At 43.1% G+C, this 13,562-nt stretch carries 16 protein-coding genes and 1 tRNA gene; 6 read left to right on the top strand and 11 right to left on the bottom strand.

Translation table 11 applies throughout. From position 1 onward, the window contains the following. Positions 1 to 121: 121 nt before the first annotated feature. Positions 122 to 206: transfer RNA gene (locus AC08OG_RS06525), tRNA-Leu, on the top strand. Positions 207 to 323: 117 nt separating this feature from the next. On the opposite strand, the gene AC08OG_RS06520 is transcribed toward AC08OG_RS06525, so the two are convergent. Next, positions 324 to 1,256 (bottom strand): NAD(P)-dependent alcohol dehydrogenase, encoded by a 933-nt coding sequence (locus tag AC08OG_RS06520; RefSeq protein WP_482930528.1) that lies wholly within the window; start codon positions 1,254 to 1,256, stop codon positions 324 to 326. Between the two features lie 534 nt (positions 1,257 to 1,790). Here AC08OG_RS06520 and AC08OG_RS06515 point away from each other — a divergent pair. Together AC08OG_RS06515 and AC08OG_RS06510 are read left to right on the top strand one after the other, a co-directional pair. Then, positions 1,791 to 2,129 (top strand): hypothetical protein, encoded by a 339-nt coding sequence (locus tag AC08OG_RS06515; RefSeq protein WP_292355965.1) that lies wholly within the window; start codon positions 1,791 to 1,793, stop codon positions 2,127 to 2,129. Between the two features lie 113 nt (positions 2,130 to 2,242). Further along, positions 2,243 to 2,518, top strand: coding sequence for a hypothetical protein (locus AC08OG_RS06510; RefSeq protein WP_292355967.1), 276 nt, complete (start codon positions 2,243 to 2,245; stop codon positions 2,516 to 2,518). A 49-nt stretch (positions 2,519 to 2,567) separates the two neighbouring features. Here AC08OG_RS06510 and bfr read toward each other — a convergent pair whose 3' ends face one another. Together bfr and AC08OG_RS06500 are read right to left on the bottom strand one after the other, a co-directional pair. Continuing rightward, positions 2,568 to 3,047 (bottom strand): bacterioferritin, encoded by a 480-nt coding sequence (gene bfr / locus AC08OG_RS06505; protein ID WP_292355969.1) that lies wholly within the window; start codon positions 3,045 to 3,047, stop codon positions 2,568 to 2,570. A 272-nt stretch (positions 3,048 to 3,319) separates the two neighbouring features. Next, entirely contained in the window at positions 3,320 to 3,538 is a 219-nt protein-coding gene (locus AC08OG_RS06500) for a (2Fe-2S)-binding protein (RefSeq protein WP_292355971.1), read from the bottom strand. A 160-nt stretch (positions 3,539 to 3,698) separates the two neighbouring features. Here AC08OG_RS06500 and AC08OG_RS06495 point away from each other — a divergent pair, with 160 nt between their 5' ends. Beyond that, positions 3,699 to 4,397: a response regulator transcription factor gene (locus tag AC08OG_RS06495; protein WP_292355973.1), complete on the top strand. Its 699-nt coding sequence runs from the start codon at positions 3,699 to 3,701 to the stop codon at positions 4,395 to 4,397. Positions 4,398 to 4,409: 12 nt separating this feature from the next. Here AC08OG_RS06495 and AC08OG_RS06490 read toward each other — a convergent pair whose 3' ends face one another. From AC08OG_RS06490 to AC08OG_RS06455, 8 genes are read right to left on the bottom strand one after another with little or no spacing between them, the layout of a single operon-like run. Beyond that, the gene (locus AC08OG_RS06490; RefSeq protein WP_292355974.1) at positions 4,410 to 5,711 is read right to left on the bottom strand and encodes a sensor histidine kinase; all 1,302 of its coding nucleotides are present in this window, start codon (positions 5,709 to 5,711) and stop codon (positions 4,410 to 4,412) included. Between the two features lie 4 nt (positions 5,712 to 5,715). Next, positions 5,716 to 6,750 carry an SAM-dependent methyltransferase gene (locus tag AC08OG_RS06485; protein WP_292355976.1) on the bottom strand — a complete coding sequence of 345 codons (1,035 nt, stop codon included), beginning with the start codon at positions 6,748 to 6,750 and terminating at the stop codon, positions 5,716 to 5,718. Beyond that, the gene (locus AC08OG_RS06480; protein WP_482930412.1) at positions 6,728 to 7,510 is read right to left on the bottom strand and encodes a DUF1295 domain-containing protein; all 783 of its coding nucleotides are present in this window, start codon (positions 7,508 to 7,510) and stop codon (positions 6,728 to 6,730) included. Before AC08OG_RS06480 ends, AC08OG_RS06485 begins: the two co-directional genes overlap by 23 nt. After that, positions 7,497 to 8,039 carry a DUF2878 domain-containing protein gene (locus AC08OG_RS06475; protein WP_482930411.1) on the bottom strand — a complete coding sequence of 181 codons (543 nt, stop codon included), beginning with the start codon at positions 8,037 to 8,039 and terminating at the stop codon, positions 7,497 to 7,499. The genes AC08OG_RS06480 and AC08OG_RS06475 overlap by 14 nt, the downstream gene beginning before the upstream one ends. Then, positions 8,032 to 9,294, bottom strand: coding sequence for a class I SAM-dependent methyltransferase (locus AC08OG_RS06470; protein WP_482930410.1), 1,263 nt, complete (start codon positions 9,292 to 9,294; stop codon positions 8,032 to 8,034). The genes AC08OG_RS06475 and AC08OG_RS06470 overlap by 8 nt, the downstream gene beginning before the upstream one ends. After that, complete coding sequence (locus AC08OG_RS06465; RefSeq protein ID WP_482930409.1) at positions 9,291 to 10,079, bottom strand: DUF1365 domain-containing protein; 789 nt, start codon at positions 10,077 to 10,079, stop codon at positions 9,291 to 9,293. Before AC08OG_RS06465 ends, AC08OG_RS06470 begins: the two co-directional genes overlap by 4 nt. Continuing rightward, positions 10,069 to 11,331, bottom strand: coding sequence for an NAD(P)/FAD-dependent oxidoreductase (locus tag AC08OG_RS06460; RefSeq protein WP_482930408.1), 1,263 nt, complete (start codon positions 11,329 to 11,331; stop codon positions 10,069 to 10,071). Before AC08OG_RS06460 ends, AC08OG_RS06465 begins: the two co-directional genes overlap by 11 nt. Beyond that, on the bottom strand, positions 11,328 to 12,260 hold the full coding sequence (locus AC08OG_RS06455) for an acyl-CoA desaturase (RefSeq protein ID WP_482930407.1): 933 nt from the start codon (positions 12,258 to 12,260) through the stop codon (positions 11,328 to 11,330). The genes AC08OG_RS06460 and AC08OG_RS06455 overlap by 4 nt, the downstream gene beginning before the upstream one ends. A gap of 169 nt (positions 12,261 to 12,429) precedes the next feature. On the opposite strand from AC08OG_RS06455, the gene AC08OG_RS06450 reads away from it, so the two are divergent. Both AC08OG_RS06450 and AC08OG_RS06445 read left to right on the top strand, forming a co-directional pair. Next, positions 12,430 to 13,002 (top strand): nuclear transport factor 2 family protein, encoded by a 573-nt coding sequence (locus tag AC08OG_RS06450; RefSeq protein WP_482930406.1) that lies wholly within the window; start codon positions 12,430 to 12,432, stop codon positions 13,000 to 13,002. Continuing rightward, entirely contained in the window at positions 12,999 to 13,535 is a 537-nt protein-coding gene (locus AC08OG_RS06445; protein ID WP_482930405.1) for a chalcone isomerase family protein, read from the top strand. The genes AC08OG_RS06450 and AC08OG_RS06445 overlap by 4 nt, the downstream gene beginning before the upstream one ends. Positions 13,536 to 13,562 lie beyond the last annotated feature (27 nt).

Genomic DNA, 13,562 nt, shown 5'->3' with positions numbered 1-13,562 from the left:
ATCATAGCAGAGCTATTGCGCTTTTCGTTAGGTAAAATCGCTTCCAGACATGAAAATATCATCAAAACGTTAAAACGGGCTTTCATAATCGGACAGCCCTCGTTATAATGCTCGGCTTGTTGCCGGGGTGGCGGAACTGGTAGACGCGCCGGATTCAAAATCCGGTTTCTTCGGAAGTGCGAGTTCGATTCTCGCCCTCGGTACCAACATTAAACCTTTTATAAATCAACAGGTTTATCCAGAATATTTAAGCCCCATCAGTTATACTGTTGGGGCTTTTTATTTACCGACAGTAAACGTAAATCACCGCCTGTTTTCCTGCTTTACCGCTCAAGAACGATTCTATAACGCACATCTCCTTTACGCAGTTTTTCAATCGCCTCATTTATCTGATCAAACGGATACATTTCCACAACCGGCTTGACCTGATGACGTTGAGCAAATTCCAGCATTTTGTTGCAGGTTTGCATACTGCCGGTATCTGATCCGGAAATACTTCTTTGCGCTTCTGTCAGGTTGAATACTTTAATATCCAATGGATCCATGGTTGCCCCGACAAAATGCAGCCGCCCTTTTGGTTTTAATTTACTCAGGTACAGATTCCAGTCCAGTTTGACGTTAACAGTAGAGAGAAGCATATCGAATTTTCTGGGCAGCTCAGCCATGACGACGGCATCACGCGAATCCACGCTGTAATGAGCCCCCATATCCAGAGCTTCCTGTAATTTTGCTGCGCTGGTAAATGCTGTGACTTCGCATCCCCAGGCTTGCAGAAATTGCAAAGCAATATGTCCTAACCCGCCAATACCGATTACTGCCACCTTATCTGTTGGCTTAATATCAAATTGCACTAACGGATTGAATACCGTCAAACCGCCACAAAGCAATGGCCCGACGGATTTAAGATCAATCGCTTCAGGTAAAGGAATAACACTATTGGCATTTGCCCTTACCTTATCGGCAAAACCACCATGATGGCCGACAATGGTAGGGGTAAGATCTGAACAGATATTTTCATCGCCGTTATGGCACTGTTCGCAGGTTTCACAATAATCAGCATACCAGCCTAATCCGACTGTTTGCCCGACTTCCAGGTTGGTGACAGCGGCACCAATCTGACTTATTGTTCCAACTACCTCATGTCCAGCAACGACCGGGTAAATAGACATCCCCCAGTCATTGTCGATAATGCTGATATCGCTATGACAAATACCGCAATATCGCACCTCAATCTCGACCTCATGCTCTCCTAACAGGCCGGGGTCATATTGATATGGAGTAAGTTTGGCCCCCGCTCCAGCGCAGCATAAGCATTAATCATTTAATATCCTTAATTCGGTCAGGAATGTTAATTACATGATTATTATAGGTCAGCATCGTTTGGACACTTATCCCAAACTGGCAACTTTCGATGAAATAGTGAAGCTAGGAGCAAAATGTATAGTTCACGTTTAATCATTTTGCTTTATTCATCTCCATTACTGAAGCAAATATCACTGTAAATATCCGTTATGCATAATCTGAAGACGCATTTTTCATAACGCTTGTCAGATGTTATAGTCAAAAAAAGCACCATAAAGACATATAGCGCTATATCTATCGCTAGAATCTGTTGATCTTTCAAAGTCACCACTGCTGGAAGCTATTTTTTCGTTCTACAAGGCGGAAATGATGCGAGGCGGCTATGAATTATCAACAGACCCTAGTTTACTAAGCCCTTTTTGCCAAACTTACTTCTGTTTACTCAAATGGATCTGAACTGTCTGCAGAAATGATCCGGAGAGGTATTTATGCATAGGAAATTAACAATTTCAGTATTTTTAGTCTGTTCAGCATGCAGTCAAAATGATGTAAACCTGACATTTGCTGAGTTGGAAGCTGCTGGTTTTGAAAAACATCAGCAACAGTATTTTCAATTAGTAGGAGCAACCAACGCCTGGTCGGGCAAATGGGCCAATGAAGATGTCGAAGTGTATACCTTTGATGATCCCGATCTCGAAAACGCACCTTTTTATAAATCCATTAAAACAGATGGTTCTGATTCAAAGTGGGCCGATAAATGTGTCCACAAGAATGTGATTTTGCTTAGTAAGGGTTATCAGGCCTGTGATCGTCTCTATGAGCTTTAGTGTCTGTTGATCTTTCATAGCCGCCTCTGTTGTGACTATGAAAGATCAACAGACAGTAGATCAGAAGCAGTTGCGGAAAAATGACGATAATTTAATTTACGAGAGGAAATGAAATGAGTGAGGAGTATGCTCAACAACTAATTGATATTCTGCTTTTATCGGATAATTTTCAAATGGATTTAAAAGCCCTGATTTCCAAAGTGGCCCATTTTGATGGCGATTCGGTTGCCGATAGAAAATGTCTGGCAGAAGCATTTGATATGTTAACGAGAGAAAAACTTATTTGGGTAGATGATGAACCCATTTATGAAAGCCAAGGCGATCAAGTGCTTTTCAATGAGATGATTATTGGCTTAACCAAAACCGGATCCAACGCATCGATAAACTAATAAAAAAAGCCCTTTCAATTAATCTGAAAGGGCTTCTGTTAATGAAATATTATTCGGCTTCTTTAACAATCTGTGCCTGATGGAAGTTTTCAATACCCATTTTATCAATCAGGCTGAGTTGTGTTTCCAGCCAGTCAACATGCTCTTCTTCAGATTCGAGAATATTCTTGAATAAATCACGGGTAACGTAGTCACCAATCTGTTCGCAATATTGAATACCTTCTTTCAGGTCTGGTATAGCATCAAGTTCTAATGAAAGATCGGCTTCCAGCATTTCACGAGTATTTTCACCGATACGCAACGCACCCAAATCCTGCAGATTCGGTAACCCCTCCAAAAACAGCACGCGTTCCGTCAGGGCATCAGCATGTTTCATTTCATCAATCGATTCATGATATTCATGCTCATAGAGGTTTTTCAGACCCCAGTCCTTGTACATTTTGGCATGTAGAAAATATTGGTTAATGGCTACCAGCTCATTACCTAATACTTTATTCAACAGCTCAATAACTTTTTTATCACCTTTCATCGGATTCTCCCTTATTCCTGGATCTGATGAAGACGATTATCGTTCATAAAGAATAAATGTCAAAGATAAGCTATTGATATTAAAGGCAAATGATAACAATTATCATCTACATTCTGTTCCATACGAGGTGGAAAAATAAGAATTAGCAATTAAAGCTAAGTAAATTAGTGACTTGTTTGTTTGGCAAAAAGCCACAAATAAACTATGGAAATAAGACTTTGAAATATTCAGGATTCAATTGGAGTTGAGGAGGTTCTACTATCTGCGCAGAGTTAACGCGTACCGTTCACAGTTTGGGCCACCAGAAAGTTATCCTGTTCGATAAGCTGTGGGGCATGTTGCTGCAAAACACGGTTTACCTTGAACTGACATTTACCACAGCTTGCGGCAGCACCAGTGCATTCACGGATAGCTTCCAGCGAGTCTGCGCCAGCATCAATAGATGCTTTAACTTTATCGACATTCACGTTGTTGCAAACACAAACTATCATGAAATAAACCCTATTGGTTAACCGTGTTGTTAATGATAATGATTGTTATTTATTAAGTCAAATGGCTTTTGTTATTTTTTGGGAGAAATTCCCAAAATTGCTACTTGCGATGCGGATGTTAACATCGTAACGTAGCTATAACAGGCCTTAAGAGAACAGTATGAAAGCAATATCAGCGACAGTATTAATAGTTGAAGATCATCGGGACTTGGCTGCTAATGTAGGTGATTATCTGGAAGTTGGCGGTTTTACCGTTGATTTTGCAACAGATGGCATTACCGCATTACAGTTATGTGAAGAGCACCATTACGACGCAATCGTTCTGGATATCATGCTCCCCGGAATTGATGGCTTTGAAGTCTGCCGCAGATTACGTCAGGAAATGCATCTACATACGCCGATCATTATGCTGACCGCCCGTGACACCATTAATGACAAGGTGAACGGTTTTGATTTGGGTGCAGATGATTATTTGATTAAACCTTTTGAAATGCGTGAGCTCGAAGCCAGGCTGATTGCAATGATCAGACGTCAACGGGGAGAGCTAGAAGGTGGAAAGTTAACGGTAGCCGATCTCACCTATGACCTCGATACTATGCGTGTTATGCGAGGTGATAAGCTTATCAAGCTGTCTCCAATAACGTTACACATCTTGCGGATTCTGATGCGCGAATCGCCAAAAATTGTCAGCCGCGAACGTTTGGAAGCTGAAGTCTGGGGTGATGATGCACCCGATAGTGATACGCTACGCAGTCATTTGTATAACCTGCGGAAAAGTCTGGATAAACCTTTTCAAAACCAGTTAATGCATACCTTACCAGGTGTGGGTTATAAGCTTTGCAGAGAAGAAGATCTTTAAAGCTTATTTAGCTTAACGGCTGCGAAACTGCGCTTTGGGAAAGTGCACACTGACCTCGGTCCCCTCGCCCATTTTGCTGGATAAACGCAGATTCCATTCATAGCGATTACATAACCGTTTAACAATAGTCATACCAATACCATACCCCGTAGTCTGTTGCTTCTCATCTGCACGGAAAAACGGTTTAAAGACTTTCTGCATTTGATCCCGGTCCATCCCAATTCCACTATCGGCCACTGAAAACCCGTCCGATCGGATAGAGACAGTAATATTGCCACGCAGAGTGTAATTAAAGGCATTACGCAATAGATTACCAATAAGAATCGGTAACACTCGTTCAGCAGCCAGTACGACTAAAATACCCGACTCTTCCACATTCACCGTGATCGGTTTATCGTGATGAATCATTCGCAGGTTATCCAGTTCCGCAGCTATCAAATCATTCACCGTGATTTCACGTAAAGGTAACGCCTCAACCTGCTCCCTGGCTAATAACAACAGCGTTTCAATCAGCGATTCCATATCCATCAGTGTGCGATACATACGGTTCATTTCTGTCACTGCTTGATCGCCATATTTGCGTTCAACCACCTCCAATGCTCCACGGATTACAGCTATTGGGGTACGTAATTCGTGACTGACGTCGCGGGTAAAATTCCGTTCACGTTCAACAAAGTTTTCCAGCCGGTTAGTAAATTCATCTAACGCCCGGACCAGACTGGAAACCTCGTCATCTGGAATGCTTCTCAAATCATGCAGATCCAACTGGGGAAAATTACCCTCCCGAAAGTCCACTTCGTTGACTGCCCGTGACAGTTTCATTATGGGTGAAACTGCCTTATGTGACTGTCGATAGGCAATCCAGGCCAGCAGATAAAGCACAACTAGAACCATCGCCAGAGGTAATAGACCAAAGACTAAAGCCAGTCGGGAAACCTTCACTTCATCAAAAATCAGATACAGACGACGATCACCTTTGTCCTCGACATAAACAATGGGCTGCTGGCCTGCCAGCTCAGCACGTTTCAAGCCTGGTCCCAGCTCCTGTAAGGCTGGTGGTAACTGAGAATAATTGTCCCGTTCGGCCATGTAAGCTTTTAGGTTCATGGTGTTGGGTAATGGAAACTGCGGATCTTCTGCACGCATATCCCAGAAATGTTGGGCTTCACCCTCTAGAGCAGCACGCACCAATACATCTTCAAGGGTTGCTTTTGCAGCGTAAATTCCGGCGATAGCCACCAGACTAATTAATGCAATTTGTATTAAAAAGACTTTAACCAGCTTGGCATGAAGATTGGTATTGGATTTAGCCATCGACTCAGTTTACTCGCTTTGAGAATAAATAATGCGTGACCAACCACTCGGTTCCATCGCGATAGCCAAATAATTCAGCACAGGCCATAAAGAATAACCGCCATCGCTGTAGCCAGATAGCGCCCTCCCCTTTACCGTAGGTTTCATCAAACAACGCTTTAATCTGTCTGGCATTTTTATCCGTATTTTCCAGCCAGGCTTCAGCTGTTTTCTGATAATGCTGACCATTGACCAACCACTGCTTTTCAATCTGCAGAGCATCCTGAAAATGCAATAACGTGTCTGCTGAAGGCATCAATCCACCGGTAAAAAAGTAGCGTCCCATCCAATTATCATCGCCTTCAGTTTCGAAAGGATAAACGACATTACGATGACAGAAAATATGCACAAAAAGCTTGCCGTCAGACTTTAGCCAGCAACTTACATTGTTGAGCAGCTGCTGATAATTACGCATATGTTCGAACATTTCTATCGAGACAATCCGGTCGTATTGCGTATTCAGTTCCAGTTTATTGACATCGCAGGTAATGATATGAATATTGGTTAATCCACGGGCAAACGCTTGCTTTTCAATATACTCTCGTTGCGAATTGGAATTTGATACAGCAGTGATTCGTGAATACGGAAAACGTTCAGCCATATATAAAGTCAGTGACCCCCAACCGCAGCCCAGTTCAAGAATATCCTGCCCGTTTTTGAAATCACCCCGTTCGAGATAAATATCCAACATGGCCTTTTCAGCCTGATCCAGTGATAAGGTGTAATCATCCCACCAGCAACCGCTGTATTTGAGATGTTTGCCTAAAGACAGCTGATAAAATTCGGCTGGTACTTCGTAGTGTTGTTCATTAGCCGCCTGGGTTTCTATCGCAATCGGACTGTTTCGTAGCATTTCCATGCATTGATTTTTGATTTCACTGGCGGCTTCCGGATCATAGGCATTTTCATCTTGCAGGCGTTGCTTAAGCAGCCTGCGAATGCCAACTCTTATTAACATGTCAGGCACCAGTCCTTTTTCAGCGATAGTGATCAGACTCATATTTTTTCCTCCAGGGAATAAATGCACTGGTTGTTTGTTGATAGCGACGATATTTATCCCCACGACTGCGAATCGCGTGTTGTTCGGTGTAGGGTATGCCGGTTATGAAATACAGAAATAACAACATCACTAATGGTGCCAACCAGAGCCACGCTGCGTGTTCTATGCCAATCGCCATTAAGGGATAGCTAAACCAGTGTAACCATTCGAAAAAGTAATTCGGATGTCTGGAATAATTCCACAAGCCTGTTTCGCAGACTTCACCTTTATTTTTCGGATCAGCTTTGAAATTGGCTAATTGCTTATCGGCAATAGTGACCCCTGTGATAGCAATAATGGCGACAGCAAGGCCGGCATATTGAGCGAGACCTAAAGATTCAATCTGTCCCTGAGTAATAAACCAGACTGGAATGGCAAATCCCCACGCCAATAAAGCCTGGAACTGGAAAAAGAAAAAATGATAAAAATTGGTTCTAGCGCCCCAGTACTGTCTCAGGTATTTATAACGTCCATCTTCATCTTCACCTAACACCCTTTGAGCGAGGTGTGTTCCCAAACGCAAATACCAAAGCATCATGATACCCGATGCCATAATGCTCAGAGGCAGATAGCCCTCACTGGTCAACAAATGAAAGAAAGCCAGAAAACTTAATGAAAAAGCCCACAATACGTCGACAATTCCAGCATTTTTACTGCGAATTTGCCAAAACCAACCGCCCAGCATTATTAAAGAAACAATGAAAAGACTAAACCACAACATGTTGTTTTCCTGATTCCTGATTGCGCCAGTAGATAGCTAATGTCAGTAATAATGGAATTGCCAATCCCCAGCTGATTGCAAGTACTACGATTAATATCTCTGGTTGCAGCCAGTCTAGTGCACCTAAACGACTGCCTGCATAATAGGAAACAGGACTGGCGACCGCAGAAAATATTCCCGCCATCACCCGACGTTTTAATAACCATGACAACGAGTGATTCAGCGTTAACGCAAAGTTAATCCATAAACACCAGATCCACCAGGGTGCAATCGGTTCAATAGTTTGAGCCTGATAGGCCATCAAACTCCAGGCAGACCAACTGGAGTCCAACACGACACCAATTAAAATAGCCGCCAGCACCAGTTTGTAATCTGTCTGCTTCCATAAATAGAAACGAAAATGAATAATCAAAAAGGTGGCGGTAAAAATAACGGCCGGTGAATTCAACTCAGCGGCCCCACTCAACACACAAACAAACCAACCGATTTGAAACAGTAAAAAATTAGCTATCGTCAGACGATCAGGCATATTCTGGACACCACTGGGCCCGGCGGTTATCGACCTTACTAAATAATAAGTGCACGTCACTGATACTCCTTTCGGCAAAACCACCTTCGCAATAGCAAAGATAAAACTCCCACATCCGAATAAATGAATCCGGATACCCCATGGCACGAACTTTATCCAGCGAAGCGTTAAAACGTTCACGCCAGGTGGCCAGAGTAATCGCGTAACTTGGGCCAATGTCTTCAAGGCTGGTGAGTTTAAGCTTGGCTTTGGCTGCAGCATTACTCAGTACTGTGACACTGGGGATAAAGCTGCCGGGGAAAATATAGCGCTTGATAAAATCTACTGATTTTACTGCCTGGGCATAACGGTGATCTTCCAGCGTGATCGCTTGAATGATGGCCAGGCCATCTGAGGTTAATAAGTCGGCACAACGCTGAAAATAGTCATCAATATAGTGATGCCCCACCGCCTCGACCATTTCAATTGAAATCAGCTTGTTATATTGCCCTTGCAGATCACGATAATCTTCAAGCAAAACTGTTATCCGATCAGCGAGACCCGCTTTTGCCACACGCTGAACAGCGTAATCATATTGTTGCCGGGAAATCGTCGTTGTGGTGACTCTGCAGCCATAATGCTGAGCAGCAAATACCGCACAACCTCCCCAACCAGTACCAATTTCCAGCAGATGATCTGTTGGCTGTAAATCCAGCTTGTCACACAATCTCGCCAGCTTTTGCTGTTGCGCAGTTTCAAGGGATTCAGTACCGCTGTAATACAATCCGGACGAATACATCATCCAGTCTTTATCCAGGAACAACTCAAATAAATCATTCCCCAAATCATAATGGGCAGCGATATTCTTGCGGCTACCACTTCGGCTATTGCGATTCAGCCAGTGAAAGCCTTTTAATAACGCACCGGTAATTCTGGCAAAACCTTGTTCGAGTTCATCAGTCAATGACTGGTTACGCACCAGAATTCTTACCAGTGCTGTTAAATCACTGCAATGCCAGTCGCCCTGCATATAGGATTCAGCAGCGCCCACACTGCCACCTTGTACGACAGCCTCAAAAAAGCATCGATCATAGACGGTCAGAGTAATCGATAGATCGGCCTGTGGATCGCCTAATTCATAAACTTCACTGGCTGTATGTAAATGAATACAACCTTTGCGGATCCTTCCTAGCTGGCCGATAACAGCTTTTTCATATAATTTCGACAGTCGGCTGGGTTTGCCATTCTGTGTTTCAATGACGGCCGATTTACTCATTTATCCTCTCCATTCGGTATAACAGGCTGGGTCACGGTATCGGCTTGTTGATCAGGATGACTGAATGAAGGGGTATGCTTGCCCCATAAGCGTAACGCCTGCCAATAAATACGCATAACAACTCTGAGTGTCTGTAGCGGATAGCGGATAGGTAACCAACGCATGCTTTTGGCGGTCATTGGCTGGAAATCAGCCTGTAATGTCGCATCAAACTGGCGTTCTCCCTCACGCATTAACACCATGTTGATATTGATTGCATCTTGCTCCAGCTGAAAACGCCAGTGATATTGAATATCCATCGGCATAAACGGTGAAATGTGAAACTGCTTGTCAAAATCAAAACGCCAGGGCTGATTTTGTTGTTGATTCACTTTCAATACATAGGCATAACGTTCATTCCATGGTGTATTGTTAATTTCAGCGACGATAAACTTGAGCTGTTGCTGCTCGAAACAGAAATAAAACGTTACTGGATTGAATATAAACCCGAGATAACGCGGATGAGTAAGGATCTTTACCGTACCTGAGAACGACTCACCACTACGTTGCTGTATCAACTCCACCACTGCCTGTTTCAAATCAGCCTGGTCGGATTGCAGATAATCCTTACGGTAAAAACTAATCAGATTGAAGCGTTCCAATGACCAGAAACGCGAACGTTTAAAATGTGATTGCAGTTCATCCAGATCCAGCATCAGCATTGCCAGTGGATACTGGAACTCATGATTTTTTGGCAGATGACGCTGATGATGCACCCAGCCACGATAAATTCCATCAGGCAACATTGGCGACTCCCGGCTGAGAATTTTCCAGGGCATCAATCACCCGCAGAGCACTGCTCACACCATCCTCATGAAATCCCCACCCCCAATAGGCACCGCAATAAAAAGTATGCTGCGTATCAGCAACTTCCTGCCAACGACGTTGAGCATTAAGTGTGGAGAGATTATAAATTGGATGGGCATAACGTCGATGCACCAGGACTTTTTTAGGGTCAATCAAATGTCCGGAATTTAACGAGACGATAAGCTCTGCTGGAGCATTCAGACTTTGCAGCGTATTCATGTGATAACTCACCGTACATTGCTGGCGTAATTCAGGGCTTACGCGAACATTCCAGCTGGCCCATGCCTGAGGATTTTTCGGCAATATATCTACATCTGTATGCAGATGCATCTCGTTTTCCTGAAAGCCTATTCCCCCGAGAACGGCCACTTCCGTTTCACTGGGCTGATCAAGCATACGTAATGCCTGATCCGCATGGGCAGCGATGATTACTTTATCAAAATGACGCTTCTCTCCATGTACCGATAAGCTGACACCATGGATATTTCGCTCTATTCGTTGAATGGGTGACCCTGTCATAAACTCTGCATCAGTCTGCTGTACCAGCGCATCAACATAAGTTTTTGAGCCACCTTTAACCACACGCCATTGAGGTCTATCCGTTAACGACAGCATATGATGATTATGCATAAAACGAATAAAATACTGCGCCGGGAAATCCACCACTGAAAGACTGGGGCCCGACCACAAGGCACAAGCCATAGGGATTAAATGGTCGTTAATAAAAATATCACTGTAATTATTGATTGCCAGATATTGGCCCAGTGTCAGACCATCGTCGTCTTCGTTTAATAATAACGGGGCTTCACGATAAAACCGCACCAAATCCCATAACATTCGATAAAAACGAAAGCTCACCAGATTACGACGCTGACAGAATAATTTATTCAAATCGGTCGCGTTATATTCCAGACCAGAAGTGGCATTACTCACACTGAAGCTCATCTCAGTGGGCTGACTGTCCACCCCAAGTTGGGTTAATAACTCACTGAAATTTGGATAGTTCTGTTGATTAAAAACGATAAAGCCCGTATCCACATGAAAAGCTTTGCCAGAAATCTCTATGGAATGCGTATCGGTATGACCACCTAGATAATTACCGGCTTCAAACACGGTTACTTCATGTTTTTTGGCCAGATAATATGCCGAGGTCAAACCGGATATTCCAGCACCAACAACCGCAATTCTCATAAACCGGCCTCAGAAAGGACTTTCTTGCTTTCACGTTTGTGAAGCGGCACTGTGCGGACATCCCAGATGAGTCCTGTTTTTTGCATAAGTTTTAGCAAGTAATAACTTATATCGACTTCCCACCAATAAAATCCTTGCCTGGCAGAGGCTGGATAATGATGATGATTGTTGTGCCACCCCTCCCCCAAGGTCAATAACGCCAGTACTAAATTATTACGGCTTTCATCGCCCGTTGTGTAGCGCTTTTTACCAATTCGATGCGCCATGGAGTTTATCAACAGCGTTGCATGTAACAACACGACAGTTGAAATAAAATATCCCCAAACCAACATTTGCCATCCATTGGTTCCCAGTGCTGGAGCAATCTTTTCCAGTAATACACCAGTGATAAACAAGCTTACTGCCAGTAAAATCGGTGCGATCAAATCGAATCGATTCAGCCAGCGTAATTCAGCAAACCTTTTCCAGTCAGGAACTAGGCTGTAATCAGCTTGATAATGTTTTCCTGAAAGAAACCAGCCCATATGACTCCAAAAAATACCCTGTTTGGGGGAATGTGGATCGGCCAGCTGATCTGCATGACGATGATGCTGACGATGATGTGCTGCCCACCATAACGGTCCGCGTTGTGTTGCAGTTGCACCAATAAAGGCAAAAATAAATTGGACCGTCCGAGATGTTTTAAAGGATTTGTGAGAAAAATAACGATGATAGAACGCTGTTATGGCAAACATCCTTATTAAATATAAAGCGACTGCAACAGCTACTGCGATCGAAGAGATGCCCACCAAAAAAACTGCCAGACATGCCAGATGCATGAACAGGAAAGGCATAACCCTTAACCAATCAATACCGGTATCTGGATTACCAAGTTCGGCAACAGATAAACCGGCTTCACCATTGTCAAACCATTGTCGAATTGATTTCATGAAGTGTCTCTTTTTCGATGTTGAGAAGCTTAGTCAGTAAAGTGTGAATTGCATGTGAAGAGTTTAGGGCGTGTTTATATTTCAGATCCTGACTGTCTCTCTTCACTCCATTTTCACAAACATTACGTTTTGATCGGCCAACTGATAGTGAACATCGGGAAAAAACACCATGTTAAATAAATCTTCAGCGACAAAATTGACGTGGTTATTACCCATATTAATTTTAATAACGGCCTGTAGTGGAAATGCTATGCAAAGTGCTTATGTAAATGACTACCAGAAAGCCCTTGAATCAAAGGGCTCGCAGCCAGTTGTAAACAATGAGGCTGTTAAGGGTTTTATTGAGGTGTTTAATCAGACTCAACATGGCGAGGTGGCAGAGATTATCCGTCAAACTTATGCTGAACAACTTTATTTTAACGACACCTTTCGAACCATTACTGATAGAAATGAACTCATAGAATATATGCAACAGACCGGGCAGCAGGTCGACCGCCTGGAAGTAAATGTTCAGGATATTGCTCGCAGTGGTCACGACATCTATGTACGTTGGATAATGCAAATGCAGTTTACGGTAATGGGAAAACAAGTCGACAGCAAATCTATTGGTATCAGCCAATTACGCTTTAATGACCAAGGCAAGATTATCTTACATCAGGATTTCTGGGATGGTGTGGATGGGTTTTATCAATACTTGCCGATTATTGGTTATTCCCTGAAGAAAATCCGGGAGAAATTATGATCAAGCACATTCTGTTTTTTTCCCTCATACCTATACACCTGGCTCATGCCAACAATTTTGAACAGGAAATACAGCTCGATAATTATACCTTGCAACAATGTTCAGCGGTGCCTATCAAAGTGATGTTGTTCAATCTCGGTGATGTTGCTTTATATCGGGAACAATGCAGTGAGGACACTGCACTGACCAGCCAGCCAATTCAGCTTTCTTTTATTTACAAGCGGAGTTTTGATGCGGAGGATTTTCAAAAATCTTCGGTGGAATTGTTACAGCGTAATCTGGATGATGACTTTTTCAAATCAATTGAAATGGCATTATTGGATTTTAATGCTGGCTATCAGAAAGCAGAAGAAGGTGATCGTTACGATATCCGCTATTCGGCTGAATCAGGTTTATTGTTATTCAAAAATGGTCAACAATTGAGTCAAAGTGATAATGCACAACTTGGCAAAGCTTATTTTGATATCTGGTTTGGCAAGCATCCTTTCAGCCAAGGAATGAAAGAAGACTTACTGGCAGGTCTGAAAAACTAAACCCGCCTATCGGCGGGTTCAAATAAG

The sequence above is a fragment of the Methylophaga sp. F7 genome, from assembly GCF_056863975.1.
This window is presented reverse-complemented; position numbering and strand designations above follow the sequence as displayed.

Excerpts from the sequence above, each read along its gene's own strand:
- AC08OG_RS06515 (WP_292355965.1), top strand. The coding sequence starts at position 1,791 with ATGCATAGGAAATTAACAATTTCAGTATTTTTAGTCTGTTCAGCATGC.
- AC08OG_RS06510 (WP_292355967.1), top strand. The coding sequence starts at position 2,243 with ATGAGTGAGGAGTATGCTCAACAACTAATTGATATTCTGCTTTTATCG.
- bfr (WP_292355969.1), bottom strand. The coding sequence starts at position 3,047 with ATGAAAGGTGATAAAAAAGTTATTGAGCTGTTGAATAAAGTATTAGGT.
- AC08OG_RS06500 (WP_292355971.1), bottom strand. The coding sequence starts at position 3,538 with ATGATAGTTTGTGTTTGCAACAACGTGAATGTCGATAAAGTTAAAGCA.
- AC08OG_RS06495 (WP_292355973.1), top strand. The coding sequence starts at position 3,699 with ATGAAAGCAATATCAGCGACAGTATTAATAGTTGAAGATCATCGGGAC.
- AC08OG_RS06490 (WP_292355974.1), bottom strand. The coding sequence starts at position 5,711 with ATGGCTAAATCCAATACCAATCTTCATGCCAAGCTGGTTAAAGTCTTT.
- AC08OG_RS06485 (WP_292355976.1), bottom strand. The coding sequence starts at position 6,750 with ATGAGTCTGATCACTATCGCTGAAAAAGGACTGGTGCCTGACATGTTA.
- AC08OG_RS06480 (WP_482930412.1), bottom strand. The coding sequence starts at position 7,510 with ATGTTGTGGTTTAGTCTTTTCATTGTTTCTTTAATAATGCTGGGCGGT.
- AC08OG_RS06475 (WP_482930411.1), bottom strand. The coding sequence starts at position 8,039 with ATGCCTGATCGTCTGACGATAGCTAATTTTTTACTGTTTCAAATCGGT.
- AC08OG_RS06470 (WP_482930410.1), bottom strand. The coding sequence starts at position 9,294 with ATGAGTAAATCGGCCGTCATTGAAACACAGAATGGCAAACCCAGCCGA.
- AC08OG_RS06465 (WP_482930409.1), bottom strand. The coding sequence starts at position 10,079 with ATGTTGCCTGATGGAATTTATCGTGGCTGGGTGCATCATCAGCGTCAT.
- AC08OG_RS06460 (WP_482930408.1), bottom strand. The coding sequence starts at position 11,331 with ATGAGAATTGCGGTTGTTGGTGCTGGAATATCCGGTTTGACCTCGGCA.
- AC08OG_RS06455 (WP_482930407.1), bottom strand. The coding sequence starts at position 12,260 with ATGAAATCAATTCGACAATGGTTTGACAATGGTGAAGCCGGTTTATCT.
- AC08OG_RS06450 (WP_482930406.1), top strand. The coding sequence starts at position 12,430 with ATGTTAAATAAATCTTCAGCGACAAAATTGACGTGGTTATTACCCATA.
- AC08OG_RS06445 (WP_482930405.1), top strand. The coding sequence starts at position 12,999 with ATGATCAAGCACATTCTGTTTTTTTCCCTCATACCTATACACCTGGCT.